Annotated in this window: 27 protein-coding genes and 1 pseudogene; 14 read left to right on the top strand and 14 right to left on the bottom strand. The window is 67.9% G+C overall.

Annotated elements, in window-relative coordinates; all coding sequences use genetic code 11:
- Window positions 1-2: 2 nt before the first annotated feature.
- Window positions 3-1,121 (top strand): KpsE/RkpR family capsule polysaccharide export protein, encoded by a 1,119-nt coding sequence (locus IT40_RS29230; RefSeq protein WP_036753214.1) that lies wholly within the window; start codon window positions 3-5, stop codon window positions 1,119-1,121.
- Between the two features lie 4 nt (window positions 1,122-1,125).
- A complete protein-coding gene (locus IT40_RS08655; protein WP_036753211.1) occupies window positions 1,126-1,794 on the top strand; it encodes an ABC transporter ATP-binding protein in 669 nt (222 codons plus the stop codon).
- Window positions 1,795-1,852: 58 nt separating this feature from the next.
- Here the strand turns inward: IT40_RS08655 and IT40_RS08650 are convergent, their stop codons facing one another.
- A complete protein-coding gene (locus IT40_RS08650; protein ID WP_052095835.1) occupies window positions 1,853-3,175 on the bottom strand; it encodes an MFS transporter in 1,323 nt (440 codons plus the stop codon).
- Between the two features lie 56 nt (window positions 3,176-3,231).
- Window positions 3,232-3,894 (bottom strand): flavin reductase family protein, encoded by a 663-nt coding sequence (locus tag IT40_RS08645; RefSeq protein WP_036753208.1) that lies wholly within the window; start codon window positions 3,892-3,894, stop codon window positions 3,232-3,234.
- A 176-nt stretch (window positions 3,895-4,070) separates the two neighbouring features.
- Here IT40_RS08645 and IT40_RS08640 point away from each other — a divergent pair, with 176 nt between their 5' ends.
- Complete coding sequence (locus IT40_RS08640) at window positions 4,071-4,736, top strand: GntR family transcriptional regulator (protein ID WP_036753263.1); 666 nt, start codon at window positions 4,071-4,073, stop codon at window positions 4,734-4,736.
- Between the two features lie 95 nt (window positions 4,737-4,831).
- Here the strand turns inward: IT40_RS08640 and IT40_RS08635 are convergent, their stop codons facing one another.
- Genes IT40_RS08635 through IT40_RS29530 form a run of 3 tightly spaced genes read right to left on the bottom strand, consistent with a single transcriptional unit; the run spans window position 4,832 to window position 5,950 of the window.
- Complete coding sequence (locus tag IT40_RS08635) at window positions 4,832-5,056, bottom strand: hypothetical protein (protein ID WP_036753205.1); 225 nt, start codon at window positions 5,054-5,056, stop codon at window positions 4,832-4,834.
- Between the two features lie 39 nt (window positions 5,057-5,095).
- A complete protein-coding gene (locus IT40_RS29535) occupies window positions 5,096-5,638 on the bottom strand; it encodes a substrate binding domain-containing protein (protein WP_208021351.1) in 543 nt (180 codons plus the stop codon).
- A gap of 21 nt (window positions 5,639-5,659) precedes the next feature.
- Complete coding sequence (locus IT40_RS29530) at window positions 5,660-5,950, bottom strand: LysR family transcriptional regulator (RefSeq protein ID WP_208021346.1); 291 nt, start codon at window positions 5,948-5,950, stop codon at window positions 5,660-5,662.
- A 23-nt stretch (window positions 5,951-5,973) separates the two neighbouring features.
- Here IT40_RS29530 and IT40_RS30770 point away from each other — a divergent pair.
- Window positions 5,974-6,852 (top strand): annotated as a pseudogene (locus tag IT40_RS30770) (FAD-dependent monooxygenase); the annotation flags it as partial.
- 396 nt (window positions 6,853-7,248) lie between these two features.
- On the opposite strand, the gene IT40_RS30765 reads toward IT40_RS30770, so the two are convergent.
- Complete coding sequence (locus IT40_RS30765; RefSeq protein WP_052095834.1) at window positions 7,249-8,232, bottom strand: PAS domain S-box protein; 984 nt, start codon at window positions 8,230-8,232, stop codon at window positions 7,249-7,251.
- A gap of 517 nt (window positions 8,233-8,749) precedes the next feature.
- Here IT40_RS30765 and IT40_RS26730 point away from each other — a divergent pair.
- Window positions 8,750-9,148: a hypothetical protein gene (locus tag IT40_RS26730; RefSeq protein ID WP_052095833.1), complete on the top strand. Its 399-nt coding sequence runs from the start codon at window positions 8,750-8,752 to the stop codon at window positions 9,146-9,148.
- Window positions 9,149-9,286: 138 nt separating this feature from the next.
- Window positions 9,287-10,306, top strand: coding sequence for an extracellular catalytic domain type 1 short-chain-length polyhydroxyalkanoate depolymerase (locus tag IT40_RS08610; RefSeq protein ID WP_052095832.1), 1,020 nt, complete (start codon window positions 9,287-9,289; stop codon window positions 10,304-10,306).
- A gap of 285 nt (window positions 10,307-10,591) precedes the next feature.
- Here IT40_RS08610 and IT40_RS08605 read toward each other — a convergent pair whose 3' ends face one another.
- Window positions 10,592-11,485, bottom strand: coding sequence for a LysR family transcriptional regulator (locus IT40_RS08605; RefSeq protein WP_036753199.1), 894 nt, complete (start codon window positions 11,483-11,485; stop codon window positions 10,592-10,594).
- 97 nt (window positions 11,486-11,582) lie between these two features.
- Between IT40_RS08605 and IT40_RS08600 the strand changes: the two genes are divergently transcribed.
- The gene (locus IT40_RS08600) at window positions 11,583-12,323 is read left to right on the top strand and encodes a sulfite exporter TauE/SafE family protein (protein WP_036753196.1); all 741 of its coding nucleotides are present in this window, start codon (window positions 11,583-11,585) and stop codon (window positions 12,321-12,323) included.
- Between the two features lie 415 nt (window positions 12,324-12,738).
- Here the strand turns inward: IT40_RS08600 and IT40_RS08595 are convergent, their stop codons facing one another.
- The 7 genes from IT40_RS08595 to IT40_RS08570 form a co-directional block, all read right to left on the bottom strand.
- Window positions 12,739-13,317: a hypothetical protein gene (locus IT40_RS08595; protein ID WP_036753193.1), complete on the bottom strand. Its 579-nt coding sequence runs from the start codon at window positions 13,315-13,317 to the stop codon at window positions 12,739-12,741.
- A 118-nt stretch (window positions 13,318-13,435) separates the two neighbouring features.
- Entirely contained in the window at window positions 13,436-13,606 is a 171-nt protein-coding gene (locus IT40_RS28510) for a hypothetical protein (protein WP_157034070.1), read from the bottom strand.
- Complete coding sequence (locus IT40_RS08590) at window positions 13,591-13,827, bottom strand: hypothetical protein (RefSeq protein WP_036753190.1); 237 nt, start codon at window positions 13,825-13,827, stop codon at window positions 13,591-13,593. Before IT40_RS08590 ends, IT40_RS28510 begins: the two co-directional genes overlap by 16 nt.
- Before the next feature lie 153 nt (window positions 13,828-13,980).
- Window positions 13,981-14,982 (bottom strand): ABC transporter substrate-binding protein, encoded by a 1,002-nt coding sequence (locus tag IT40_RS08585; RefSeq protein WP_036753187.1) that lies wholly within the window; start codon window positions 14,980-14,982, stop codon window positions 13,981-13,983.
- Between the two features lie 81 nt (window positions 14,983-15,063).
- A complete protein-coding gene (locus tag IT40_RS08580) occupies window positions 15,064-16,707 on the bottom strand; it encodes an ABC transporter permease (protein ID WP_036753185.1) in 1,644 nt (547 codons plus the stop codon).
- A complete protein-coding gene (locus IT40_RS08575) occupies window positions 16,704-17,765 on the bottom strand; it encodes an ABC transporter ATP-binding protein (protein ID WP_036753182.1) in 1,062 nt (353 codons plus the stop codon). The genes IT40_RS08580 and IT40_RS08575 overlap by 4 nt, the downstream gene beginning before the upstream one ends.
- A gap of 27 nt (window positions 17,766-17,792) precedes the next feature.
- Window positions 17,793-18,602: an inositol monophosphatase family protein gene (locus IT40_RS08570; RefSeq protein WP_036753180.1), complete on the bottom strand. Its 810-nt coding sequence runs from the start codon at window positions 18,600-18,602 to the stop codon at window positions 17,793-17,795.
- A gap of 287 nt (window positions 18,603-18,889) precedes the next feature.
- Here IT40_RS08570 and IT40_RS08565 point away from each other — a divergent pair, with 287 nt between their 5' ends.
- The 7 genes from IT40_RS08565 to IT40_RS08535 all read left to right on the top strand — a co-directional run bounded on the left by IT40_RS08565 (window position 18,890) and on the right by IT40_RS08535 (window position 26,222).
- Window positions 18,890-19,672: a DeoR/GlpR family DNA-binding transcription regulator gene (locus tag IT40_RS08565; RefSeq protein ID WP_036753178.1), complete on the top strand. Its 783-nt coding sequence runs from the start codon at window positions 18,890-18,892 to the stop codon at window positions 19,670-19,672.
- Between the two features lie 69 nt (window positions 19,673-19,741).
- Window positions 19,742-20,506 carry an SDR family NAD(P)-dependent oxidoreductase gene (locus tag IT40_RS08560; protein WP_036753177.1) on the top strand — a complete coding sequence of 255 codons (765 nt, stop codon included), beginning with the start codon at window positions 19,742-19,744 and terminating at the stop codon, window positions 20,504-20,506.
- Between the two features lie 15 nt (window positions 20,507-20,521).
- The gene (locus IT40_RS08555) at window positions 20,522-21,214 is read left to right on the top strand and encodes a FadR/GntR family transcriptional regulator (protein WP_208021348.1); all 693 of its coding nucleotides are present in this window, start codon (window positions 20,522-20,524) and stop codon (window positions 21,212-21,214) included.
- Between the two features lie 87 nt (window positions 21,215-21,301).
- Window positions 21,302-22,108: an SDR family NAD(P)-dependent oxidoreductase gene (locus IT40_RS08550; protein WP_084196986.1), complete on the top strand. Its 807-nt coding sequence runs from the start codon at window positions 21,302-21,304 to the stop codon at window positions 22,106-22,108.
- Between the two features lie 39 nt (window positions 22,109-22,147).
- Entirely contained in the window at window positions 22,148-23,098 is a 951-nt protein-coding gene (locus IT40_RS08545; protein WP_036753176.1) for an ABC transporter substrate-binding protein, read from the top strand.
- Between the two features lie 57 nt (window positions 23,099-23,155).
- The gene (locus IT40_RS08540; protein WP_036753171.1) at window positions 23,156-25,150 is read left to right on the top strand and encodes an ABC transporter permease; all 1,995 of its coding nucleotides are present in this window, start codon (window positions 23,156-23,158) and stop codon (window positions 25,148-25,150) included.
- Entirely contained in the window at window positions 25,143-26,222 is a 1,080-nt protein-coding gene (locus tag IT40_RS08535) for a quaternary amine ABC transporter ATP-binding protein (RefSeq protein ID WP_052095836.1), read from the top strand. The genes IT40_RS08540 and IT40_RS08535 overlap by 8 nt, the downstream gene beginning before the upstream one ends.
- Window position 26,223: the final 1 nt, after the last annotated feature.

The raw sequence follows: 26,223 nt of genomic DNA, 5'->3' as shown, positions 1-26,223 counted from the left end.
GCATGGCCGAGCCGCGGCGCCGGCACTGGCTGATCCTGGGCTCGTTCCTGGCGCTGGTGGTGCTGCCGAGCCTCCTCTGGGCCGGCTATCTCTGGCTGCGCGCCGAGGACCAGTATGTCTCGACCGTCGGCTTCTCGGTGCGCAAGGAACAATCCACCCCCGCCATCGACCTCCTGGGCGGGCTGGCGCCGCTGGCCAGCGCCGGCGGCAGCGCCTCGGACACCGACATCCTCTACGAATACATCCGCAGCCAGGACATGGTCGAAAGGATCGACGCCCGGCTCGACCTGCGCGCCCGCTACGCGCGCGCCTGGCCGCATGACTTCGTCTTCGCCTTCGACCCCGAGGGCCATGTCGAGGAGCTGACCGACTACTGGCAGCGCCAGGTCAAGGTGCTCTACGACAGCGGCACCCAGCTGATCACGCTCAAGGTCAGCGCCTTCACCGCCCAGGACGCGCAGGAGATCGCCGCCGCGGTGTTCCAGGAAAGCTCGGACAAGATCAACGCGCTCTCGACCATCGCCCAGGACGACGCCACCCGCCTGGCCAAGGCCGAGCTGGACAAGGCCCGCGCCGAGCTGACCGAGACCCGCCAGGCGATGACCGCCTTCCGCATGCGCTCGCAGATCGTCGACCCCGAGGCCGACCTCGCCGGGCAGATGGGGGTGCTGAGCGGGCTGCAGGCGCAGCTGGCCGAGGCGCTGGTCGCCCACGACCTGCTTCTGGACAATGCCCAGCCCACCGACCACCGCGTCACCCAGTCCCAGCAGAAGATCGACGCGCTGCGCCGGCTGATCGAGGCCGAGCGGGCCAAGTTCGGCGCCGAGGGCCAGGGCCCGGCCGGCGAAAGCTATGCCCAGCTGATGGCGGAATACGAAAAGCTGGCCGTGGACCGCGAATTCGCCGAGGGCGCCTATCGCTCGGCCCGCATCGCCCATGAGACGGCGCTGGCCGAGGCGCAGCGCCAGGCCCGCTACCTGGCCGCCCATATCGAGCCCAAGGTGGCGCAAAGCGCGACCGAGCCGAACCGGCCCTGGCTCTGGGCGATGATCACCGGCATGCTGCTGGCCGGCTGGTCGATCCTGGTGCTGGTCTATTACAGCGTCCGCGACCGCCGCTAGCGCGATGATCCGGCTCGAGAACCTGACCAAGATCTACCGGCTCAAGGGCCGCGAGACGCTGGTGGCGGACAACCTGAACGCCGAGTTCCCGACCGGGGCCTCGGTGGCGCTGCTGGGCCGCAACGGCGCCGGCAAGTCGACGCTCTTGCGGATCATCGCCGGCACCGTGCTGCCCACCGCGGGCCGGGTGCTGTCGGACGGCACGATTTCCTGGCCGGTGGGGTTTTCGGGCAGTTTCCACCCCGAGCTGACCGGGGCGCAGAACGTGCGCTTCGTGGCGCGGATCTACGGCGTGGACACCGACGAGCTGGTCGATTACGTCGCCGATTTCGCCGAGCTGGGCCAGCATTACCACCAGCCCTTCGGCAGCTATTCCTCGGGGATGCGCTCGCGGCTGGCGATGGGCACCTCGATGGGCATCCATTTCGACACCTACCTGGTGGACGAGGTCACCAGCGTCGGCGACGCCAATTTCCGCGCCAAGTCCCAGCGCGTCTTCGCCGAGCGCATGGCCCGCTCCTCGGCCATCGTCGTCAGCCATTCCATGCCGATGATCCGCTCCATGTGCTCCATGGGCGCCGTCCTGCACAACGCAGGCCTCATCCTCTTCGAAAACATCGAGGACGCAATCAAAACGCACGAGGAAATCCTGAGACTCCCACAAGCAAGGTGAAAAAGGGGACCGGAAAGGCCCCCCTCGCCGCCGCACGGCGCAGCTTGCAGACCTGCTGTCAGGACAGCCGGCCGGTATCCGGGCGATCGAGGTCGAGATCCCTGGTCTCGGGCATCAGGATCGCCGTGAGCAGGGTGATCCCCGACACCGCCATCAGGTAGTATAGGAACCAGCCATGATGGCCCTGCTGCGAAAGATAGGTGTTCACATAGGGCGCGGTCCCGCCGAAAATCGCGGTCGCCAGCGACAGGGGGCCGGCCACGCCCGTCGCCCGGACGCCGGTCGGGAACACCTCGGACCAGACGGCCGTGTTCACGCCGAACAGGCAGGCAAGCAGCACGAGCGCGATGGTCATCGCCGAAAGCAGCCCGCCGAAGCTGTCGTCGATCCGCCCGTCCAGGTGCAGCGTCAGCAGGATGAAGCCGACGCCGAACAGCGCCACGAACAGCCGCCGCCCGTATCTGTCGGCCAGCCAGCCGACCAGGGGAATCGCCACGAGGAAGATGCATTGCGCGACCAGGCTGGCGGTGAAGGCCGAGCGCGCGTCAAGCCCGCGACCGATCTGCGCAAAGGTCGGGCTGTAGATCAGCCAGGTGTAGAACATGATCGACCCGCCCGCCGAAAGCCCGAACACGACGGCGATGCCGCGCCAGTTGCGCAGAAGCGGCTCGATCCCCGAGCGGGTCTTCGCGCGCCGGCCCTTTTCGAAGGATTCCGTCTCGGTCAGCTTGCGGCGCAGGTAAAGCCCATAGACCCCCAGCAAGCCGCCAAGGGCAAAGGGAATGCGCCAGCCCCAGGCCTCGATTTCCGCCCGGTCGAGATTGCTGGTCAGCGCCAGCCCGGCAAGCGTGGCGATCATGGTGCCGATCACCACGCTGACCCACGAGGTGCTGCCGTAAAGCGCCCGCCGGTGCCTGGGCGCCCGCTCGACCAGATAGGTGATCGAGGTGCCCATCTCGCCGCCATGGGCCATGCCCTGCGCCAGCCGCGCCACCAGCAGGATGATCGAGGCCAGGATGCCGACGGAATCGAAGGTCGGGGCCAGCGCGATGACGATGCTGCCGCCGGCCGTCACCAGCATGGCCAGCGTCAGGCTGGCCTTGCGCCCGACGCGGTCGGCATAAAGCCCGAAGACCAGCCCGCCGATCGGGCGGGTCACGAAGCCGACCGCGAAGATCGCCAATGTCGCCAGAAGCGCCGCGGCCCGGTCCTCGGACGGAAAGAACTGCACCGCGAAATAGGGCGCGAAAATGGTGTAGATGGTCCAGTCGAACCATTCCAGCGCATTGCCGAAGTTCACCGCGACCAGATCGCGCAGCTTGCGCGGCCCGGCGCCGCTGGCGCAATCGGCGACGAGTGTCGAATGTTCTGACGCAGGCATGGGTCTCCTCCCCGGATGTGTTGCCATATGTCTGGTGCTGATTCCTGCCGGCGCCGTCAGACGGCTTCGGCCCGGCCTTCGAGGCCGGCGCGCGCATCGGCGTCGGAGCCGGGCACGCGCATCTCGAACGTCTCGCGGACGACGGTATAGTCGAAATAGCCCATGCGCGCGATCGGCTGGATCGCCTGGATGTCGAGCCGGCCGTCGGCGCGGATGACGCGGTCGTCGATATGGATCTTCTCGACCTGGGCGAACACCACGTCGATGGTCCCCACCGTCGAGCGTCCCTTCAGCACATGCGTGCCGATATGGCGGCATTCGAACTTGCAGGGGCTTTCGCGCACCATCGGGATGCGGGCGTTGTCGGCATAGTCGCGGGTGACGTCCAGCCGGTCCCATTCGCTTTCCTGCGGGGGCAAGGCCATCGCGCTGATATTGACCGCCTCGCGCAGGGCATAGGTCGCCATGTTCCAGACGAACCAGCCGATCTCCTCGGCATTGACCACCGTGTCCTTGCGGCGGCCGTCCGGGTAGCGGTTGGCCGAGAACATCACCATGGGCGGATCGAAGGTCAGGTTCTGCCACTGGCTGTAGGGGGCGATGTTCTCGATCCCGTCGCGGCTGACGCTTGAAATCCAGCCGATCGGCCGCGGCACGGTGCAGCTCTTGAACGGCGAAAAGGGCAGCGGACAGGGCTCGGAATGGGGCGAATACTTCATCTTTGCTCTCTCGGTCGGTGGGGTTCGGTGAGACGCGGCCGGCATCTTTTCAAGGTTCGGCAGAATCGATACATAACCGATATATCGGTTGCATGGCAACAGGCGGCCGGGAATATTTTGCGCTGCCCCGCGTCCTGCGCTATGACGGCGCGCAGGGTGGCTGCAGGGAAAAGCAGGTGATCAACCAGTCGGATCGCGCCGTGGCGGTGCTTCAGCAATTGATCGAGCGCGGCGAACTCAGGCCGGGATCGATGGTGTCCGAACGCAGCCTGATGGAGCTGACGGGATTTGGCCGCACGCCGATCCGCGAGGCCATCCAGCGGCTTGCGCTAAGCCGGATGCTGCGCATCCACCCCAGCCGCGGCATCGAGATCCCCGCCATTTCCGTCGAGGACCAGCTGAGCGCCCTGGAGGTCCGCCGCGCCACCGAGGTGCTGGCGATCGCCCTGGCCTGCGAGCGCGCGACCCAGGCCGAACGGCAGCAGATGCGGGATCTTGCCGCGTCGCTCGAGGGCGAGTTCTCGCTCGAGGATTATGCCGAAACGGTGCGGCAAACGCATGCGCTGGTGATCCAGGCGGCCCATAACCCCTACCTCGAGGCGCTGATGACCCCGCTCCAGGCGCTGTCGCGGCGCTTCTGGGTGATGCATATCCAGGACGAGGCGGCGGACATCGGCATCGGCAAGGCGTTTCACCGCCGCATCCTGACGGCGATTGCCGAAGGCGATGCCGGGGCCGCGACCTCTGCCTCGATGGAGCTGAACGACTACCTGGTGCGATTCGCCCTGGATGTCGTCTCCATGCGGGCGCGGCCAAGGGGCATCGCCGTCTCGGCCCCCTAGCGGTTTGATCCCACGGTTCGATGGCGCGATCCTTTCCATGGGCTGGAAGCCGGCCCCATGGGACCGATTTGTTACGGCCACGGCCATGCAAGCGGTCAGACCTGCATCGGGCGACCGTGGAGCGTCAGGGTCAGCGCGATGCCGACGTCCTGCTGCTCGACCCCCGCGAGGGCGTCCTGGACCAGCGGCTCGGGCAGCCGGCAAGTGCCTCGCATCGCATCCGCGCGGCGCGGCGCGGAGATGGTCGAGGCATGGCCGCCCCAGATCCTGCCCGGCAAGCGCAGCCAGGCATCCCGCAGGATGCGCTCGGCATCGGCCACGGCCGGCCATGCGATAGGCCCCGCGCCCTGCCCGGCCGGCTATGCCTCGTCGCGGGTGGCCTCGACCAGGAACGCGACGAAGGCGCGCACCTTCGGCAGGATGTATCGGCGCGAAGGATAGACCGCATAGATCGCGGTCTGCACCGGCGTCCAGTCGTCGAGCGCAGTAGCAAGGCGGCCGGCCCTGATGTCATCGGCGACATATTGGCGCGGAATGAGATTCAGCCCGAAACCGGCAAGCAGGGCATCGCGGATCGCCAGGCCGCTCGTTACCTTGTAGCGGCCGTCGATCGGCACCCTGATCCGCTCGGCCCCGCGGGTAAACTCCCATTCGCTGACATGGCCCGACAGGGTGAACTGGATGCAGTCATGCGCCCCAAGATCCTGCGGCGCGCCGTGACGGGCGAAATGATCCGGCGAGGCGCAGACGACGTGGCGCAGCGTCATCAGCCGGCGGGCGACCAGGCTTGAATCCTCTAGCCGGTCGCTGCCGCGGATGGCCGGGTCGAAGCCCTCCTTGACGATATCGACCCGCCTGTCGTCAAGCTGAAGGTCGAGCGACAGGTCGGGATAGCGCCGCAGAAAGCCGGGTGAGCGTGAAGGTCATCGGCGCGCTGACACGCAACAGCCCGCTCGGCTGGCGCTACAAGGGCCGAGCGAACGGTCGGCCTCGTCAAGGTCATCCAGGATCCGGGCGATCTGCTCGAAATAGCGCCCTCCCGCCTCGGTCAGGCTCAGCAGCCGGACGTTCAGGTGGCCCTCCAGCGCGCCGATATTCTTGCTGACGGCGGCCGGCGAGAGTTTCAGCAGGGGCGTGCCGCCCCGGTGAAGGAGCCCTGCTCCACCGTCCTGAATACGCGCAGGGCGACCATCTGCTCCATGATTGTTCACCATCAGTTGCGAGCGACCGCGACCCGGTGCTGCTGCGTGCCGATTTCCGCAGCTTGCGCCACGCGCTGCCCTTTGCGCTGATGATCCCGCAGGACGAAACCGAGGCCATCCTGACCCAACGGCTGGCCGGTCTGGGCCATTGCGTGCTGCGCCCCGCCGCGGCAGAGCGGATCGAGACCGCGGCGGACGGGGCGGTCGTGACCCTGGTCGATGGCCGCAGGATCGCGACCCGTTACGCCGTCGGCGCGGACGGGCAGAACAGCACGGTTCGCGACCAGGCCGGCATCGCCTTTCCGGGCAAGACCCATGGCTCGTTCATGCTGGCCGACGTGCGGATGGGCTGGCCGATTCCGAAAGACGAGGTGACGCTGTTCTTCTCGGCCGGCGGCACGCTGGTGGTCGCGCCGATGTCGCAGGACCGCTATCGCGTCGTCGCGCAATGCCCCGAAGCGCCGCCCGCCTGCCGGCCGGGGCAAGCTGAGGATGGGCGGATGCGCGACGACAGGATGGGCGACTTCACCCCGCGCGACATCACGCTCGCCGACGAAACCCGCCGGGTCCATGTCGGCGGGCAAGGGCCCGCGGTGACCGTGATGCAGGAAATGCCCGGCCTCAGCCCACAGGTCGTCCGCTTTGCCCGCTGGCTGCACGATGCGGGTTTCACCGTCTGGCTGCCCTCGCTGTTCGGCGTCGACGGCGCCAAACGCACCGCTGAGGCCGGCGCAAGCATCTTCAGGCGCGCCTGCACCGCGGTTGCGTTCCGCACCCTGGCCGGACAGGGGGCAAGCCCGGTCACGGCATGGCTGCGATCGCTGGCGCGGCTGGCGCAGGCGGAATGCGGCGGGCCTGGCGTGGGCGCGGTGGGCATGTGCTTTACCGGCAATTTCGCCCTGTCGATGATGCTGGAGCCCGCGATGCTGGCGCCGGTGCTGTGCCAGCCCGCCCTGCCGCTCGACCCGGCCGCCCTTGAAAGCCCGCCACGGGAACTGGCGCGGGTTCGCCACCGGCTCGGACGTGATCAGCGCTCATCACGCCCTCCCAACAGCATAGCCTGCCGCAGGCCCGCCGTCAGGTTCCCGCAGAAGCGTCCTGCTTCCGCCCGAAAGCTAGCCACAGCGCAGCTACGGCCGAGGGCTGTCACCGAAACGCAGATCCCCCTGCAAGCCCTTGCGGCGCGGGGCGCGCTTTGCCGGGAACAATGTCGTCTTGGCGAGGAACCTTCGCGAAAGACCTCCCGGCCCTGCGCGACAGCGCGGTGGGGCGGCCGGTTGCGGGGTGGTGGAAATCGGGCGGGCGAACAGTCACCCGGCCAGGCGCCGCAGCGGAACCTCCAGCGTGATGGCAAGGCCATCGGCCCTCCACTCGCGCCGCAGTTCGCCTTCGACCCCGGCGACCGCCGCGCTTTCCAGGGTCGAGCCGAAGCCTGCGACCCGATCCTCGGCCGGGGTCGCGGGACCGTTCGTTTCCGTCCAGGCCATGAGCAGCCTGTCGGCATGGGTCGTGAAATCGACGGCGAGATGCCCCTCGGGAACGGACAATGCCCCGTATTTCGCTGCGTTGGTCGTCAACTCGTGCAGAAGCAGCGCCATCGAGGTCAGGGCATTTCCCGCCAGCGGTGCGTCGCAGCCGGTGATCAAGATGCGCATGTCCGACCGGGAAGCGTGTGGCGTGAGGATCGCGTCAAGCAGGGCACGCACGGTCGTCGCGTTTGCCGCAATCGCAGCATCGCCGAGGTCCGGCATCGTCAATTCATGCGCCCGCGCCAAGGCGCGCAGCCGGGCATGCAGGTCGGACGCAAATGCCTCGCCCCCCGTCGTCGCGCGGGCGCTCAGCGAAACCAGCCCCGCCGTCAGGGTGAAAAGGTTCTTGATCCGGTGATGCATCTCGCGCAGCAGCAGCGACTGCCGGATGAAGGCGCGCTTTTGTGCGCCGATGTCGCGCGCGATCTTCGAGGCACCCAGGATCGTTCCGGCCTCGTCCGTGACGGGCGAAACCGTGACGGATATCTCGATCAACGCGCCATCCTTGCGGCGGCGGACGGTTTCGAAATGATCGATCTTCTGGCCTGTCCGCAGGCGGGAAAGGATCTCCTCTTCCTCCGAAAGGCGCTCGTCGGGGATCAGCATGGTGATCGGTTGCCCGACGGCCTCCTCGGCCTGGTATCCGAACAGTTGTTCCGCCCCCCGGTTCCAGGTCGTGATCACCCCGTCCAGCGTCTTGGAGATGATGGCGTCGTTCGAGTTCTCGACAATGGCCGCAAGCCAGGCATTCGCCTGGGAGGCCATGCGCCGTCTTTCCTCGGCCTGACGGGAAAACGCTTCGCCGGCTTGCGGTGGTCGCTGGTGAGGCATCGCCTGTTCCTTCCGGTCGCACCGTCGTCCCGGAGGGTCCGGGCCGTATCGACCCCATCAATACCCGTGCCAATCTAGGGCCTGTCCCGGCGAGTTGCCAGAGCGCCGGGGCTGCGGCGCCGGGAATGGCCCGCCCGATCCGCCCCTGCGGGCCGCGAAAAAGCGGCCCGCCCCGCGGCAGGGCTGCGCAGAGCTTCGTTAACCGATTGGCATGACAGGAATTTTTCTGGCACGCATGACGCCGGATTAAACAAAGTCAAGACCGCGCAATTCCGGTCGGATCATGCCCGTCAAGCCGCATGATTGCGGCATGCCGACTGCGGGGGACGAGGCATATTGCGGGCGTGCCGTCGCGTGCAGGACGGCCGCGGCCTTGCCGGCCGATACGGCAAAACTGTCGCGCCCGCCCTTGGACTGGGGTAAGCTGAAGAGGCCATAAGGGGATATGCCGATGAACCGCGTCGCCCTTGCCATCACCTGCGCCGCCCTGTTCGGGCTGGCCTCCTGCGGCACGCCGGCCGAGCAGTGCGAGGCGCGCGTCGCAGCCGAGCAAAGGAACGTCTTGCGGCTTTTGCAAGAAGTCGAGGCGAATATCGCGCGCGGCTATGCCTGGGAAACCACGGTGAGCGGCACCGGCTTCCGCCTCTGCACGGGCGGCTTCCGCGGCGGTTACGGCCGGTTGGGCCTGGGCTATTCCAGCTGCCACGGTGGCCCCGATACGATGCGCAAAAGGGTGCCGATCGACCCCGCCGCCGAGATGCGCAAGCGCGAGGCCCTGCAAAAGCGCCTGGCCGTGCTTTCCGCGCAAGGGGTGTCGCAATGCCTCGCGCGTCACGATGCGGCGAGGTGAGCCGGCCATCGCAAGCACGTTCCCCGATCAAGCGCCCCAGGTCATATGCCCAGCCCCTCCAAACGCCGAAGACATGGCACCGGCAGACGCCGCGCGCGAAAGACGGCATCGACGCTGACCAGCGGGCTGAAGCTTGCCATGCGCCTTGCCTCGATGGCCACGACGGCGCTGAACGCGCTGACGCCCAAGGCCGCGAAACCGGCGAAGGCCCCGCCCAAGCGCGCGAAACGCACCGCCAAGGTCCAGGGCAAGGCCCGGCAGGGTGCAAGCTTTCGGGCGGGCACGCATGACAGCGAACATGGCGCCAGGCACTACAAGCTGTTCACGCCCGGCCTTGCGGCGGACGCAAGGCCCCCGCCCTTGCTGGTGATGCTGCATGGCTGCGGCCAGACGCCCGACGATTTTGCCAAGGGCACGCGCATGAACGCGCTGGCGGCGGAGTTCGGCTTCATGGTGGTTTATCCGGCGCAGCCGCGCGAGGCGCATCCGAACCGCTGCTGGAACTGGTTCAGCCGCGACGATCAGGCCCGCGGTTCCGGCGAGCCGGCCCTGCTGGCCAGCCTGACCCGCCGCATCACCCATCGGCATGGCGCCGATCCCGCCCGCGTCTATGTCGCGGGCCTTTCGGCAGGGGCCTCGGCGGCGCTGATCCTGGCGGCGACCTATCCCGAGATCTTCGCGGCGGTCGGTGCGCATTCCGGGCTGCCCGCGGGCGCGGCGCAGGACCAGGCTTCCGCCTTGCTGGCGATGCAGCGAGGCAATCCCGGCTGGCGGCTGCAACATCCCAAGCCGACCATCATCTTCCATGGCAGCCGCGATCACGTGGTCCACCCCCGGAACGGGCGGCTGGCCGCAATTCGGGCGCGCGAACCCTACGCATCCCTGCGCGCGACCGAGCTTGCGGGCCAGGTTCCCAACGGCCACCGCTATGTCAAAACCGTGCATCGGGTCGGATCCGGGCGCCCGCTGGTCGAGCATTGGAGCATCGCGGGATCGGGCCATGCCTGGTCGGGCGGTTCGTCGGCCGGCCGCTTCACCGATCCGAAGGGCCCCGATGCATCGCGCGAGATGGTCCGCTTCTTCTTGCGCCACAGCCTGTCCGCGCGGCAGAGGGCGGCTCTGGCTGCGCTTCTCGTCACCGCGCAGGACGGCCGCTGATCGGCTGGGGCAAGGGCCTGCGCGTTTCGATTGGATGGATGCCCAAGGGAGCGGTATTCAGGCCCGGAATTGGTGGGACGTCCTTGCGGAGATGGCTCGGGTTGGCCCTGGAGAGGTATGCGGGCGCAACTCGCTTTGCGGGCTGATGGGACGGCCGGCATCGAGCAGCCCGCCAGTCAGCCAGTCAGCCAGTCAGCCAGGCGGGTTCAGAATACGCATCTTCCCCGACAACCCCGCACAGGGCTTCTGGTGCGAGACGGCGATCCGGCTGCGGGCCGCATCGCGTCACGCTGCGGGCGTGCCCTGTGTCAGGTGGCGAAACAGGCTCTGCGCCGGGGCCGAGAGCTCGGTGCCGGCCCTGATGCAGACCGACAGGCGCCGCAGCGCCCAACCGTCGGCCAGCCGGATAATCGCGATGCCCGAGGTCCGCTTCATCCGCCGGGCAGCGGTCCGGGGCACGATGCCGATACCGGCACCCGCGCCGGCCATCCGGCAAATTCCATCGAATGTGCGCAGCCGGACGCGATAGCGCAACTGCATCCCCATCGCCGCCGCCTGCGCCGCGATGTGATCCTGAAGCGCGCTGCCGGACAGGCCGATGAAATGACGCCCGGCAAGGTCGGCAAGGCGGACCTGCCGCATCCGGGCCAGGGCGTCGTCCTGCGCGGCGACGACGACCAGCAGGTCCTCGGCAAAGGGGCGCAGCTCCAGCCCCTCCTGCGCCGCCGCCGCCGAAAGGATGCCGATATCGGCAAAGCCCGCCATGACGCTGCGAGCGATCTCGATGCTCTGGCGTTCCTTCAGGTCGAGGTCGATGCGCGGGTTCGCCGCCATCCACGCCGCAAGCCGCTGCGGCAGCAGCTCGGCGATGGCGGCCGTGTTCGACAGAAGCCGCACGGTCGAGCGCAGGCCCGTGGCATATTCGCCAAGCTCCCCGCGCATCATGGCCATCTGGCGGGAGATCAGGCGCGCGTGATGGGCCAACGCCTCGCCCGCCTCGGTCAGCGTCACGCCGCGCCGCCCGCGCTCCAGCAGCCTGACGCCGCCGGCCAGTTCCATGTCCCGCAGCCGCTCGCTGGCGGCGGGCAGCGAAAGCCCGGCATCGGCGGCGCCATGGGTGATGCTGCCGGCATCGGCCACGGCAAGGAACAGGCGAAGATCGGTCAGGTCGAAGCGCATTCCGGCAGCATAGGTCAGAATCAGCCTTCGGAACAGCCGAAGCCTGGCTGCGGAGGTTCCGCATTGTCCGGCGCTCCCCCTCGATTATGGACAGACCATGACCGATTTCACTGTCCCGCTGATCGCCCTCACCTTCCTTGCCGCCGGGATCGTCAAGGGCGTGACCGGCATGGGGCTGCCCACCCTCGCCATGGGCGTCCTTGGCGCGCTGCTGTCCCCCCTGGCCGCCGCGAGCCTGCTGATCGTCCCGTCGATGGTCACCAATCTCTGGCAGCTTCTGGCCGGTCCGCGCATCGGCGCATTGGCGCGGCGGCTTTGGCCGATGATGGCAGCGAGCATGGCGAGCACACTGATTGCCGCGCCGCTGCTGGCCGGCGAAAATGCCGGAGTAACGACCGCAGGCCTCGGCGCGACCCTGATCGCCTATGCGCTCTATACCCTTCTCGCGCCGCCGTTCCGTGTCTCGCCTGTCCAGGAGCGCTGGCTGTCGCCGCTGGTCGGGCTTGTCACCGGGCTGATTGCCGGCGGCACCGGGGTCTTCGTGATCCCGGCGGTGCCCTGGCTGCAGGCGCTTGGGCTGGAGAAGGACGAGTTGGTCCAGGCGCTTGGCATGTCCTTCACCACGTCGACCATCGCCCTGGCACTTGGCCTGGCCTCGCGCCAGGTCTGGCAGGTCGATCAGCTTGCGCTTTCCGTGCTGGCCGTCGTTCCGGCGCTGATCGGCATGGGGGCGGGACAGATCCTGCGCCGCGCCGTCAGCCCCGCCACCTTCCGGCGCTGGTTCCTGATCATGCTCGCCCTGCTGGGCGGGGAAATGCTGTTGCGCGGCATGGCGTGAGGCGGCGCAAACCGGCTTTGCAGTCCAAAGCGTCCCCAGTTGCGAAGCGCTTTGGCGGCCGGGACGGGCATCGTTGGGCTCTGCGGTCTCGTTACCCGTCTTGCCGACCGGGAACCTGCCTGGGCGCAATCCATGCGAGATCGGGCGGAACGGGCTTCTGCGCCAGCCCCTGCCCTGGATGCATCCTCTGCGCATTCTTCATCCCCAGCTTCACCGCGCATTGCGCGTGCCGTAGCGGTCGGTCAGCCCCCCGCTGAAAATAGCATGGAAAACCCCCGGCCTCAGCAGAGCAGGATGGCTTGGTGATCGAGACCAGCTCGGATGCAAAGCCCTTTTGCACCGCCCAGACTGCATGGTCTGGCACTCCATCGCGCGCACCGGATTGTTGCCGATGCCCGCGGCGCCCCGCATGCAGTCATCCTCGATCTGCGAGATCGTCGCGTTCACCGCGCGCACGTGGTCCAGCGCGAAGCGGGCGATATCCTCGGGTCGGTTCGTCCGGGCCGGGATCGCGGCTGTTGTCGGTGATGGTGATCGCGTGCAACTCCGCCTCTTCCAAAGCCGCTTCGTAGACCGCGGCATAGTCCGGCAGGCACTGCATCGCCGCCTCATCGAGATATTGCGACGCGGCGGCTCGCACCGCCCCTTTCGCGCCGCGACCGGAGGGGACATCCGCCAGGAGCTGACGGAATGCCCCCAGCACTGCCGGATCACCTACGATCATGGCGCGGCGAAGATGCAGCGGCTGGCCGCGGGGCAGAAGATCGACACCGAAGCGGGCGCGCATTGCATCGACGATCAGGGCAAGCGACGCACCGATGCGCCGGGCATCCGCAAGGCCCTGCAACGAGACCGGCAAAGCGTCGACTTCCGCGATCAGCGCGGTCACGTATTCATCGCTTGTCCTCAGGGCGGGCGGCGCGATGCGATCCTGCTGCCCTTGCCGTGCGTCAGGCAGGATATCCTCATCGGCGATGCGTTCGGCCAGCCGCAAAAGCTGATCGAGCGCACCGTTCTCCTTGCTGCCGGCGGAAAGTCCGGGCAGGTCGCGGTCGATCTCGGCACGCAGGATATCGGTTCGGATCTCGCGCGCGCGAAGCGCCAGCCCCGCGTCAGGCCCGGCAATTTGCTGTCGAAAGCTCTGCCGCGCGATCCCGGACCCCGGCCTTCATCTGCTCGATCCGGTCAAGGGGACCGGCCGTGCTGGAAGGCACCCGCGCCTCGTCCAGCGCGACCTCGGCCCGATGCGGGGTTTCCGCCATATCGGTCAGGCGCTTGCCCATTTCCCGATAGCCCGCTGGTGTCCGATGACATGGGCACCGGCAAGCCCCACATCGTCCATGCCCTGTCCCTGTTCGCAATCCTGCCGGATGAAACGGGCCAGCGCATGGCGTTCCGCATCGCTCAGCAGGGCAAAGGGCAGGCCGAACACCGGCTCGAACGTCGCATCGGTGAACGCCTCGGCCAGTTCGCGCTGCAGGTTGGAGATCACCGTCCCGCGCATGTCCTTGCCTTCTCTTCATCCTGCACCGCTGCGGGGTTTTTGCTGCGCGGCGCCCCAACGGCAGATCCCGTGAGTGACACCATGCGGACCGGCGGCGCTTGCCTGGGCCGCCGCCCGGCTCGGGCACCGGGCGGCGCTTTTCGCGGCAGGGGCTTAGTTGGCGGATTGCAGATAGCCCTGCCAGCGCGCGAGGAAGGCGTCGCGGCCGGCGGCCGCCTCGGCCTCGTCGGTGGCAAAGACCTTGATCTCGTCGATCGCGGGCAGGTCGGCATGGTCGCCCACCACGATGTCGCTGCGGGTCGGACGGCGGAAGGTGCTTTCCAGCAGCGCGACCTGGGTTTCCCTGGACAGGATCGCGTCCATCGTCCGCCGCCCCAGTTCGGGATTGGGCGCGTCCTTCACCAGCGCCATGAACTCGGTCGAGGTGAAGGTGCCCTCCTCGGGATAGACCAGCGAAATCTCGGACTGGCCGCCGGCGACATAGGCATAGGCATTGGCCTCGAAGGTCAGCCCGGCCACGAATTCACCCTGCGCCACGCCGCGCAGGATCGACGAGGCCGAGCTGTTCACCGTCACGTTCTGCGCCAGCTTTTCCAGCGCCTCGGGGCCCATCAGCTGGTCGATCCCCCACAGGATGGTATAGGCGGTCGAACTGTTGTTCGGATCGGCGATGGCCAGCTTGCCCTTCCAAGCAGGGTCCAGGAAATCCTGCCATTTCGTCGGGGCGGGAATGTCGCCAAGCTGGTCGGTGTTCACCATCGCGACCACGACATGGCTGAAGGTCGCGGTCCACAGATCCTCGGGCTGGTGCAGCGCCGCGGGAATCGTGTCGAGCTGGGTCGAGCGATAGGGCTCGAACAGGTCGCGAAAACCGCCGAGGGTGTTTTCGCTCGAACTCCAGAACAGGTCGGCCTGCGGGGCGGAGGCCTCGGCCTCCAGCCGGCGCAGAAGCTGGCCGCTGCCGCCGGTGATGGTGCTGAGCGAGATCTGCGGCTCAAGCTGGCGCAGGCTGTCGGTCACCGCCTCGACCGCCTGGGCGGGCGCAGGCGTATAGACGACGACCGTGCCGCCGGCATCCTGCGCCAGGCCGATTGTCGGCAGCAAGGTGGCGGCCAGGCCGCACAGCACGACGCGGCGGGTAAATCCAGGGTTCATGTCTTTCCTCCTCTGCATTCCGGGGTGATGGCTCTGTGTGACGCTCGCCGACCTCTCCCGGCCGGGCCGGCGGCGCGGGGCCTAGCGGGACGAGAACAGCTCGACCCGGAACAGCTTGGTCGCGACGAAGATCGGCAGCAGGATCACCGCCAGCAGCAGCACCCCCATGGCCGAGGCCTGCGCCATCAGGTTGCTGTCGATCAGCTTGTAGATCTGGATCGGCATGGTCTCGCGCCCGCCGGAATAGACGATGATCGACGCGCTGAGTTCGGACACCGTCACCGCCCAGGTCAGCACCATGGCCGAGGCGATGGCGGGCACCATCAGCGGCAGCACCACCTTGAAGAAGCTGGGCACCGGGGCCACGCCAAGGCTGATCGACGCCTCCTCGATGGAATCGGGGATGTTGTAGAGCGTGGACGAGGCGCTGCGCATCGAGAAGGGCAGCCGCCGGATGACATAGGCCAGGACGACGATGGCCCCGGTTCCCGTCAGATGCAGCCAGCCGCTGTTGAAGGACATGGCGAGGCCGATCCCGATCGCCGTGCCCGAAAGCGCCAGCGGCAGGGTGCTGAGATAGTCCAGCGCCGGGGTGAACAGGTTCTTCTTCTTGACGATCATGTAGCTGACCAGCGTGCTGGCGGCGATGCCGATCAGCGTGGCGACGGCGGAATAGGCCAGCGTGTTGAGGATCGGCGTGGGATTGGTCAGCAGCAGCCGCTCGAAATTCGCCAGCGTCCATTCGCCCCAGCGCATCACCGGCCCGCGCGAGACGGTGAAGGCCCCCGCAACCAGCATGGCCAGCGGCATCAGCGACACGATCACCACCGCACCCGCCGCCCCGCCGATCAGCCAGCCCTGGCGGCCCGACAGCGGCACCGGCCGGGCATTGCGGCCCTGCACCACCTGGTAGCGCCCGCGCGACAGCACCCAGCGCTGCAGGAACAGCACGATCACGATCAGCCCGACCGCGACGCTGGCCAGCGTGCTTTGCATCACCGGGTCGGCGCCGCCCTCGGCCACGGCGGCCTGGTAGGTCATCACGGAAAGCAACCGCACCTTGCCGCCCAGGATCGACGAAGTGCCGAAATTGCCCATGACCATGGTAAAGACCAGCAGCGCGCCGGCCATGACCGAGGGCATGATCACCGGCACCAGCACCTTGAGCCGCGACCGGGCGGGCGAGGTGCCGAGGCTGCGGGCGGCCTCTTCCAGCTGCACGTCGAAGCCGCGGATCGCTGCCAGCGTGCTGATATAGACATAGGCGTAATAGGTAAAGGTCAGCGAGACGATCAGCCCCGGCCAGCCGTAGAAGCTGGGCAGGACGATGTCCACGCTGCGCAGCGCGCGGGTGACGACGCCGTTGTTGCCGACCAGCATCAGCCAGGTCTGCGCGGCGATGACCTCGGGGATCACCAGCGCGATCAGCGGCAAGAGCGCCAGCGCCGACTTGCCGGGAAACTCGTAGCGCGAGGCCAGATAGGCCAGCGGCACGCCCAGGCAGACCGAAAGCCCCGTCACCGCCGTCGCCAGGACCAGCGTGTTGCGCACGGCCTCGAGATAGCGCGGATCGGCCAGCAGTTGCGCCCAGCCGTTCCGTTCGCCGCCGCCGAAGCTGCCGGTCAGGATGGTCAGCAGCGGATAAAGCAGGAACACCACCATGACCACCATCGCGGCCAGCGAGATCCACCACCATACGGTGCGATTGCCGGACCCCCCGCTCATGACGCCAGCACCAGGGTCTTCGCCGGGTCGAAGGACAGCTCGACATCGGCGCCGGGCATGTAGCGGTCATGGCCGTCGCCATGGGTTTCCACCGCCAGCGCGACGTCTTGGCCGATTCCGATCAGGTAATGCGTCTTGCCGCCCAGATATTGCCGGCGGCTGACGGTGCCCTGCACGCTGTTGGCGCCGCCCGTGCCCTGCGGGGACAGCGCGATGTCCTCGGGCCGCGCGATCAGCACCGCCCTGGACCCGGCCAGGGGCGCCGGCACGCGCGCCGAAAGCGCATGCCCGCCCAGGCGGACCGTGACCATGCCCGGCGCCGCGCCGGGCGCGTCGATCTCGACCGTATTGGCCGCGCCGACGAAATCCGCGACATAGGACGAGACCGAGTCGCGATAGATCTCGGAGGGCGTGCCGACCTGTTCCAGCCGGCCGCTTTTCATCACCCCGATCCGGTCGGACATGGCCAGCGCCTCTTCCTGGTCGTGGGTCACGAAGACGGTGGTGATCCCGGCCTCGCGCTGCAATTCGGTGATGGTGTCGCGCACCTGCACCCGCAGCTTGGCGTCGAGGTTCGACAGCGGCTCGTCCATCAACAGCACCGTCGGCTGGATCACCAGCGCACGGGCCAGCGCGACCCGCTGGCGCTGGCCGCCCGACAGCGCCGCCGGATGCCGCCCGCCCAGGTGGCCCAGGCCGACGCGTTCCAGCGCCTCGCCGACCTTGCGCCGGATCGTGGCGCCGTCCTGGCCGCGCGCCCGCAGCCCGTAGGCCACGTTGTCGTTCACGGTCTTGTCGGGAAACAAGGCGTAATCCTGGAACACCATGCCGATGTCGCGCCGATGCGCCGGCAGGCCGGTCACGTCCTTGTCGCCGAACAGGATCCGCCCCGCCGCCGCGTCGATGAAGCCCGCGATGGTGCGCAGAAGCGTGGTCTTGCCGCAGCCCGACGGGCCCAGCAGCGTGAAGAACGATCCGGGCTCGATCCTCAGCGAAAGCCCGTCGATGACCAGGTGATCGCCATAGGCGACGCCCAGTTTCTGGATATCAATCCCCATTCCCTCTGTCTCCTCCCCAGAAGTCGCCTAGCGCATCGCGCGCTGGACCAGCTCCAGCGCGTCGCGATGCCGCGCCGGATCGCCCGCCGCCAGGATGCGCGGGCCGCTCGACAGGGTCAGCGGCTGGCCATCCCAGTCGGTGACGACCCCGCCCGCGCCTTCGATGATCGGCGCATAGGGGGCGAGGTCGTGGATCTTGAACTGCGTGTCGATATGGACATCCGTCCGCCCCGAGGCCAGCAGCCCGAAGCTGAGGCAGGCGCCGCCATAGATGCGCCAGGCCGTCGCCTCGCGCAGCGCGTCCAGCGCCGGATATTCCTCGGGGTGGAAGAAATCCGGGTTGCAGACCGACAGGATCGCGGCGCCGATATCGGCGCAGGCCCGCGTCCGGCACGGGCTGCCGTTCAGCAGCGTCGGCCGGCCCGCGACCCCCAGCCAGCGATTGCCGCCCGAGGGGTGGTCGATCACGCCGATCACCGGCTTGCCGCGATGCATCAGCGCGATCAGCGTGCCGAATACCGGCATCCCCGCGATGAAGGGTGCGGTGCCGTCGATGGGGTCCAGCACCCAGACGAATTCCGCATCCGGGTCCGAGGCGTCCTGTTCCTCGCCCACGACGCCATGGTCGGGATGGGCGTCCGAGATCAGTTCGCGCAGCCGCATCTCGATGGCCAGGTCCATGTCGGTGACGAAACTGCGGTCGGCCTTCATCTCGATCGCGCGATCCTGCGCGACCACGTCCAGAAGCATCCGGCGGCTTTCATCGGCGAGGATTGCGGCAAAGCCGGCCAGGCGATCCAGGACCGCGTCATTCGATTTGCTGCTGTTCGTCAACACCTTGGTTCTTCTCCTGATATCCTGCGCCGCTTGCGGGCAACGCGCCGCGCATGGGCAAGGCCGATGCGACCCCGGATGCCGGTGCCACCCTGCCCCGGCTGAAACCGGGGCACCCCTGCCCTTTTTTCCGATTTTGCGGACGCCCTGTCGCGCACGCGCCGTCAGATTCGCCCTTCGATACCGAAATGTTGCATTTTGTAGCAAATGCGTCAATCTGTAATTTGCATGCACCGGGTGGGGAAGGCTAAGTGAAAGCAGACGGCCCCTGCGCAGCGATTGGAGAAGCCATGTGGCAAGAAGAGCGCCATCAGAAAATACGGGCGATGCTGGCATCGTTCGGCCAGGTCTCCATCGACCGGATCGTCGAAAGCTTCGGCGTGTCGCGCCAAACCGTCCGGCGCGATCTGATCGAGATGGAACAATCTGGAATATTGCGCCGCGTCCGCGGCGGCGCCGTCCCGGTCGAAACCGAGGACATGGAGTTCAGCGTCCGCATCACCCAGCGCCTGCAGGAAAAGCGCGCGATCTGCGTGGCGGCGCTGCAACTGCTGAAAAGCCAGCAGACCATCTTCATGGATGCAGGCTCGACCACCACGATCATGGCCGAGGTGCTGGCCGGACCGACCGGCCTGACCGACCTGACCGTGATCACCAATTCGCTGGAAGTGGCCATGCGCCTTGCGCAGAACACGCCCGAGAACGGGGTCCGGGTGCAGCTTCTGCGGGGGCCGGTCAGGCGCGACCCGCTGGAAACCTGGGGCGGGGCCACGGTCGCCGACATCTACAGCTATCACGCCGACATCGCCCTTCTCTCGCCCCTCGGGGTGGATGCGGCGTTGGGCGCGACCTATCATCACCTCTACGGGGCCGAGATCGCAGAGGCGATGGCGCGCCAATCGACCAAGACCGCGATTCTTGCCGATCATGCGAAAATAGGCGTGACCAGCCGGAAATGCGTCTGCCCGACGGCCGAGATCGACTGCCTGGTCGTCGATGCCAAGGCGCGCGCGCGCAGCGGGTTCCCCGCGCTCGAGAACGCGGTCGCGCGGCTGATCGTGGCGGAAAACTGACCGGCGGCGATTGCCGAAAACCCACCGACCAACTGGAATCCCTTGCCGCAATGGTTTAGTTTCTGATCCATGAAACGGCTCGATCGCAAGAACGTCCTGATCACCGGCGGCGCCAAGGGGGCCGGCGCGGCCAGCGTCCGGCTGTTCGTTCGCGAGGGGGCACGGATCATGATCGCCGACCGCGACGGCGAGGCCGCGCGCCTGCTGTCCGAGGAACTGACCCAGGCCGGGCACGAGGTGCATTGGGTCCGCGCCGACGTCTCGCAGGTCGAGGACGCCCGCGCCGCCCATGACGCCGCCTGCCGGCAGCTGGGCGAGATCGACGTGCTGTTCAACCACGCGGGCATCATGCTGGTGAAGCCCTTTCTCGACTGCACGCTCGAGGAATGGGACGAGCTGATGGACAACAACGCCAAATCGGCCTTTTTGATGAGCCGCCTGGTGCTGCCGCAGATGCTGGAACGCGGCAAGGGCACCCTGGTCTTTACCTCGACCACCGGCGTGCGCGCCGCCACCCATCTCGAGGCGCTCTATTGCGCCTCCAAGGCGGCGATGCACCAGCTGGCGCGCGCGCTGGCCGTGGAATATCGCGACCAGGGCATCCGCTGCAACCTGATCTGCCCCAGCTTCGTGCGCACCCAGCATGGCGAGCATGAGATCGAGCAGCTGCGCAGCTATGGCGTGCTGGCCTCGGAAGGCGACGTGAACGCGATGCAGGGCCGCATCTGCGAGCCGGAAGAAGTGGCCGAGGTGGCGCTGTTCCTGGCCTCGGATGCGTCCAGCTTTGTCAACGGGGCCGAAGTCTTCGTCGACAACACCTTCACGGCGGTCTGACCCGTGCTTTGGGGCTTGCGACCGCTTGAGCCCAAGGCGGCCTATGGCCTGGCGGTGGACCTGCTGCAGCGCCAGATCCATTCCGGCCTGCTGCTGCCGCAGGAACGCCTGCCCGCCGAACGCCAGCTTTCCGACAAGTTCGGCATCAGCCGCGTGACCCTGCGCGAGGCGCTGCGGGTGCTGGAGACGAACCAGTATATCAGCGTCCGCCGCGGCGCGCAGGGCGGCGCCTTCGTCTCGGACCAGGACCGGCTGAGCCAGCTGGCCAGGCGGCGCATTTCCCGCGCCCCCGCCGCCTCGATGCGGGTGGTGGAATACCTGGTCGTGAACCAGACCGCCGCCGCGCGCTTTGCCGCAAGGCGCCGGGGCCCGGCCGAACTCAAGAAGATGCGCGAGGCCCTGGCCCTCATGCGCAATGCAGACGACGCGCCGCGGCGCAAGCAGGCCGAGACGCTGTTCCTGCTGGCCGTGGCCGACGGCGCCCAGAACGCGCTTTTGTCCCGCGGGGTCGAGGATGCCTTGGCCGAGCTGTTCCTGCCCTTCGAGACCGCGCCCGAGGCCCAATCGGTTGCCGAAACCGTCGCCGTCTATCAGCGGCTCCACGATGCGCTGGATGCTGAAAATCTGGACGATGTCGAGGGGGCAATGGACGTTCTGAATGCAAGGCTTTGGGGCGCCATTCGCCGAATCACCCGCTCGGCAGCCTGAATCGGCGGGCGGCGCAAGAAAGTCTTGACAGACCCGGAGCGGATCTAATGGTATGAAGGGCATACCAATGGTCCAATAGGGAATGGCATGAACATCGAGTCGAAAGCCCTGGCCCAGGCGCCGCTGGCGGGCCGCCTGGCGGGGCGCACCGCGATCATCACCGGCGGCGCGAACGGCATGGGCCTTGCCGCCGTGCGCATGTTCGCCGAGGCCGGCGCGCGTGTCGCGATCCTCGACATCGCCGCCGAGGCCGGCCGCGCCGCCGAAGCCGAGCTGGCTGCCGCGGGCCGAGAGGTCATGTTCATCGAAACCGACGTCACCCGCTCGGAGGCGGTGCGCGCCGCGCTGGCGCGGATCAACACGGAATGGGGGCCGGTGGACACGCTGTTCAGCCATGCCGGCACCATCATCGTCAAGCCGCTGCACGAATCCACCGACGAGGATTACGACCGCCTGATGGCGATCAACGTGCGGTCGTCCTTCATCGTCTGCCGCGAGGTCGTCAAGCAGATGCGGGAAAACGGCGGCGGTTCCATCGTCATCACCTCGTCCATCGGCGGCGAGAAGGGCTTCGCGCTGGAAAGCATCTATTGCATGAGCAAGGGCGCGGTGCTGCAACTGGCACGCTCGATCGCCATCGAATACCGCGACCAGGGCATCCGCGCCAACGCGGTCTGCCCCGCCTTCGTCAAGACCGCCCACGGGTTGCGCGAGATCGAGGAACTGGACGGCCTGGGCCAGAACTGGAACGAGGCCGACCTGCACGCCGTCCAGGGCCGGCTTTGCGAACCCGAAGAGGTCGCCGCCGCCGCCTTGTGGCTGGCCTCGGACGAGGCAAGCTTCGTCAACGGCACCGCGCTTTACGTCGATAACGGCTGGTATGCCAAGGGCTGACCCTTGCGCGTCGGAAAACAGGAAACAGGGAGAAACGACATGAAAACCATCCTGACCGCCACCGCCGCCGGTCTTTTGCTGACAGGCGCGGCCTCGGGTTTCGAGCCGGAATCGGACCGGACCATCAAGCTGATGCAGGCCGACTGGACCTCGATGCTGGTCAATACCGAGATCCTGAACATCATCCTGTCCACCTATGGCTATGACGTGGAAAAGGTCATTGCCGACGACAGCGCCCGCTATCCGGGCTTTGAATCCGGCGACCTGACCATGGCGGTCGAGACCTGGCAGACGACGCAGGACAAGGCCTTCAACGCCTCGGTCGCGACCGGCAAGGTCTTGGACATGGGCGAGCTTGGCCCCCATGCGCGCGAGGACTGGTGGTATCCCGCCTATATGGCCGAGCAATGCCCCGGCCTGCCCGACTGGCAGGCGCTGAAGAATTGCGCCGAGGCGTTTTCGTCGCCGGAGACCGCGCCCAAGGGCCGCTACCTGGGCGCGCCGGTCAGCTGGGGCGGCTTCGACGAGGAACGGATCGAGGCGCTGGACCTGCCCTTCGAGGTGGTCCATGCCGGCACCGACGCCGCCATGTTCGCCGAGCTGCAATCGGCCTATGAACGCAAGGCGCCGATCATCCTGTGGGTCTATACCCCGCATTGGGCGCCCTCGGTCTTCGAGGGCTCCTTCGTCGAGTTCCCGCCCTACGAAGATGCCTGCTACAACGATCCGTCCTGGGGCGTGAACCCCGACAAGGCCTATGACTGCGGCAAGCCGCAGGGCTGGATCAAGAAGATGGCCTGGGCCGAGGGCGAGCAGCTCTGGCCCTGCGCCTATGACATCCTGCGCAAGTTCACCATGGACGGCGACGAGGTCGGCCAGCTGGTCTACAAGGTCGATGTCGATGGCCGCAGCGTCGAGGAGGTGGCCATGGAATGGGCGACCGAGAACGAGCCCAAGTGGCGCGAATGGGCAACCTGCGCCGCCAATTGACGCAACTTGGACAGGGAGAGGCCGGGACGCGGCCTTTCCCGGACCGGAAGGCCCGTCATGGCTGACATTTCCCCCGATATCCTGCGCGGCAGGCGGCCTTCCCGTCGCTTGTGGACCGGCCTGCTGGTCGCCGCCGTGATCCTTGCCCTGCTGGCGGCCGCGCCGCTGATGCCGCCGTCATGGCGCGCGGTGCCCGATGCGCTGCGCTGGCCCCTGTCGGACTGGATCGCGGCGGGGATGAACTGGCTGGCGCGGGACGCCGCGATCGCCGGCGTCCATTTCGCCACCGTCACCCGCGCGCTGGCCACCGCCGCGCAATGGCCGATCGAGGCGTTGCAGGTGGTGCTGGCCAAGGGCTGGGTCCATGGCGCGGGGTTCAACAAGGTGCAGATCGCCCCGCCGCTCAGCTGGCTGGGGGTCACGCTGGCCACCGCGCTGCTGGCCTGGCGCATCTCGGGGCCGGGACTTGGCGCGATGACGCTGCTCGCCGGGCTTTACCTGGCGCTGTTCGGGCTGTGGACCTCGGCCATGACGACGCTGGCCTCGGTGCTGCTTTGCGTTCTGGCTGCGCTGGTGCTGGGCCTTGCCATCGGCATCCGCGCCCATCGCTCGCCGGGGATGGAGCCGGCGGTGCGGGCGGTGATGAACGTCATGCAGACGGTGCCGATCTTTTCCTACCTGCTGCCGACGCTTCTGCTGTTCGGCTATGGCCCCAGCGCCGCGCTGTTCGCCACCGTCGTCTATGCGCTGCCGCCGATGGTCCATGCGACCGTGCTGGCCCTGCGCTCGGTCCCGGCCGAGACGCTGGAGCTGGCGCGCATGACCGGCTGTTCGCGCCGCCAGACGCTGTGGCGGGTCGAGCTGCCGGTGGCCCTGCCCCGCCTTGCCATCGGGCTGAACCAGGTGGTGATGATGACGCTGAACATGGTCATCATCGCCTCGATGATCGGCGCCGGCGGGCTTGGCTATGACGTGCTGCGCGCGCTGCGCCGCCTCGACTTCGGTGCGGGTTTCGAGGCCGGGATGGGCATCGTCGCGCTGGCCGTGGTGCTGGACCGGCTGACGCAGGCCGCCGCGCGCAACCAGTCCGTCGGGCGCCGCAGGCTCTGGTCCCGCCGCGACGGCCTGATCCTGCTGGCCCTGCTGGCGGTGCCGACAGGGCTGAGCCTTGTGCTGCCCGCGCTGGCGGTCTGGCCCAAGGCGCTGAGCCTGACCTCGGCGCCATTCTGGAACGCGGCGGTCTCCTTCATCAACCAGCATTTCTACGACCCGCTGGAGGCAATCCGCACCTTCATGCTGCTGAAGGTGATGAACCCGTTCCGCGATGCGCTTGCGGCCCTGCCCTGGCCCATCGCGGTGGTCCTGCTGGCCCTGGCCGGATGGCGGTTGGGCGGCTGGCGCGTCGGCGCCGGCATCGCCGCGATGGCGATGTTCGTCGTCGTCACCGGCTATTGGCTGCCCGCGACGGGATCGGTCTATCTGACCGTGCTGGCGGTGCTGGTCGCGCTGGCGGTGGGGATGCCCTTCGGCATCTGGATCAGCGCCCGCAAGCGCTGGCACCAGGGTGTGCAACTGGCGCTGGACACGCTGCAGACCCTGCCGACGCTGGTCTATCTGCTGCCCGCCGTCATGCTGTTCCGCAACGGCGATTTCTCGGCGCTGATCGCCATCACCAGCTATGCGGTCGCGCCCGCCATCCGCTACGGCATGGACGCGATGGCGCATGTGCCCTCGGAACGGGTCGAGGCCGCCGCCATGTGCGGATGCAGCAAATGGCAGACCTTCCGCCATGTGCGCCTGCCCGCGGCCCTGCCCACGCTGCTGCTGGGCGTCAACCAGACGGTGATGATGGCGCTGTCGATGCTGGTCATCGCCGCGCTGGTCGGCACGCGCGAGCTGGGGCAGGTCGTGTTCACCGCCCTGTCCCAGGGCCAGCCGGGGCCGGGCATCACCGCCGGGCTTTGCGTCGCCTGCATCGCGCTGATCGCCGACGCGCTTCTGAAATCCGGCGCGGCCCGTGCCGCCCGACACCAGGGAGAGGCCCATGCCTGACACCCCCGCTTCCCGCCCCGTCGCCATCTCGGCCGAGGGCGTCTGGAAGGTCTTCGGCACCGATGCAAGCGCCTTCCGCAATCGGCCGCCCGAGGCTCGCACCCCCGAGGCCATGGCCCGCGACCGCCTGGTCGGCGCCGTCCGCGACGCCGGGTTCCAGATCGGCCGGGGCGAGGTCTTCGTCATCATGGGCCTGTCGGGCTCGGGCAAGTCCACGCTGCTGCGCTGCCTGACCCGACTGATCGAACCCAGCGAGGGACGCATCCTGTTCGACGGCCAGGACATCCTGTCCCTGGGGGAAAAGCCGCTGGCCGCGTTGCGCCGCAAGCGCATGGGGATGGTGTTCCAGCACTTCGCCCTGCTGCCCAACCGCACCGTGCTGGGCAATATCGCCTTCCCGCTGGAGATGCAGGGCATGGACCGCGACCGGGCCGAGGCGCGCGCCCGCGAACTGGCCGAGGTCGTGGGCCTGACCGGGCGCGAGCACCGCTTCCCGGCGGAACTGTCGGGCGGCCAGCAGCAGCGCGTGGGCATCGCCCGCTCGCTGGCCACCGACCCGGAATTCTGGTTCCTGGACGAGCCCTTCTCGGCGCTGGACCCGCTGATCCGCGCCGACCTGCAGGCCGAGGTGCAGCGGCTGCAGCGCGAACACACCCGCACCACGATCTTCGTCACCCACGACCTGGACGAGGCGATCCGGCTGGCCGACCGGGTGGCGATCATGGAAAGCGGCCGCATCGTCCAGATCGGCACGCCCGAGGAGCTGGTCACGCGTCCGGCGACCGATTACGTCCGCCGCTTCGTCGCCAAGGTGCCGCCCGCGCGCGTGATCCGGGTGGCGTCGCTGATGACGCCCGCGCACGAAGCGGCCGCGGGCGAGCAGGTCAGCGCCGATGCCACCATCGCCGAGATCGCCCCGAAAATCGTGGCGCAGGGCGGCCCGCTTTGCGTGCTGGACGCGCGCGGCCGCCCGGTCGGCTCGCTTGACCGGCAGGTCGCGCTGCAAACCCTTGCCGCGGTGTCCTGCATCCCGGTTCCCGTAGCAGAACATCGAGGTGATCAGGCCCGATGAA

Source organism: Paracoccus versutus (assembly GCF_000763885.1).
GTDB lineage: Bacteria > Pseudomonadota > Alphaproteobacteria > Rhodobacterales > Rhodobacteraceae > Paracoccus > Paracoccus versutus.
The sequence above is the reverse complement of the archived record's forward strand: the minus strand, read 5'-3'. Positions and strand labels throughout refer to the sequence as shown.

Excerpts from the sequence above, each read along its gene's own strand:
- IT40_RS29230 (WP_036753214.1), top strand. The coding sequence starts at position 3 with ATGGCCGAGCCGCGGCGCCGGCACTGGCTGATCCTGGGCTCGTTCCTG.
- IT40_RS08655 (WP_036753211.1), top strand. The coding sequence starts at position 1,126 with ATGATCCGGCTCGAGAACCTGACCAAGATCTACCGGCTCAAGGGCCGC.
- IT40_RS08650 (WP_052095835.1), bottom strand. The coding sequence starts at position 3,175 with ATGCCTGCGTCAGAACATTCGACACTCGTCGCCGATTGCGCCAGCGGC.
- IT40_RS08645 (WP_036753208.1), bottom strand. The coding sequence starts at position 3,894 with ATGAAGTATTCGCCCCATTCCGAGCCCTGTCCGCTGCCCTTTTCGCCG.
- IT40_RS29530 (WP_208021346.1), bottom strand. The coding sequence starts at position 5,950 with ATGGTGAACAATCATGGAGCAGATGGTCGCCCTGCGCGTATTCAGGAC.
- IT40_RS30765 (WP_052095834.1), bottom strand. The coding sequence starts at position 8,232 with ATGGCCTCCCAGGCGAATGCCTGGCTTGCGGCCATTGTCGAGAACTCG.
- IT40_RS26730 (WP_052095833.1), top strand. The coding sequence starts at position 8,750 with ATGAACCGCGTCGCCCTTGCCATCACCTGCGCCGCCCTGTTCGGGCTG.
- IT40_RS08610 (WP_052095832.1), top strand. The coding sequence starts at position 9,287 with ATGCGCCTTGCCTCGATGGCCACGACGGCGCTGAACGCGCTGACGCCC.
- IT40_RS08605 (WP_036753199.1), bottom strand. The coding sequence starts at position 11,485 with ATGCGCTTCGACCTGACCGATCTTCGCCTGTTCCTTGCCGTGGCCGAT.
- IT40_RS08600 (WP_036753196.1), top strand. The coding sequence starts at position 11,583 with ATGACCGATTTCACTGTCCCGCTGATCGCCCTCACCTTCCTTGCCGCC.
- IT40_RS28510 (WP_157034070.1), bottom strand. The coding sequence starts at position 13,606 with ATGGGCAAGCGCCTGACCGATATGGCGGAAACCCCGCATCGGGCCGAG.
- IT40_RS08590 (WP_036753190.1), bottom strand. The coding sequence starts at position 13,827 with ATGCGCGGGACGGTGATCTCCAACCTGCAGCGCGAACTGGCCGAGGCG.
- IT40_RS08585 (WP_036753187.1), bottom strand. The coding sequence starts at position 14,982 with ATGAACCCTGGATTTACCCGCCGCGTCGTGCTGTGCGGCCTGGCCGCC.
- IT40_RS08580 (WP_036753185.1), bottom strand. The coding sequence starts at position 16,707 with ATGAGCGGGGGGTCCGGCAATCGCACCGTATGGTGGTGGATCTCGCTG.
- IT40_RS08575 (WP_036753182.1), bottom strand. The coding sequence starts at position 17,765 with ATGGGGATTGATATCCAGAAACTGGGCGTCGCCTATGGCGATCACCTG.
- IT40_RS08565 (WP_036753178.1), top strand. The coding sequence starts at position 18,890 with ATGTGGCAAGAAGAGCGCCATCAGAAAATACGGGCGATGCTGGCATCG.
- IT40_RS08560 (WP_036753177.1), top strand. The coding sequence starts at position 19,742 with ATGAAACGGCTCGATCGCAAGAACGTCCTGATCACCGGCGGCGCCAAG.
- IT40_RS08550 (WP_084196986.1), top strand. The coding sequence starts at position 21,302 with ATGAACATCGAGTCGAAAGCCCTGGCCCAGGCGCCGCTGGCGGGCCGC.
- IT40_RS08545 (WP_036753176.1), top strand. The coding sequence starts at position 22,148 with ATGAAAACCATCCTGACCGCCACCGCCGCCGGTCTTTTGCTGACAGGC.
- IT40_RS08540 (WP_036753171.1), top strand. The coding sequence starts at position 23,156 with ATGGCTGACATTTCCCCCGATATCCTGCGCGGCAGGCGGCCTTCCCGT.
- IT40_RS08535 (WP_052095836.1), top strand. The coding sequence starts at position 25,143 with ATGCCTGACACCCCCGCTTCCCGCCCCGTCGCCATCTCGGCCGAGGGC.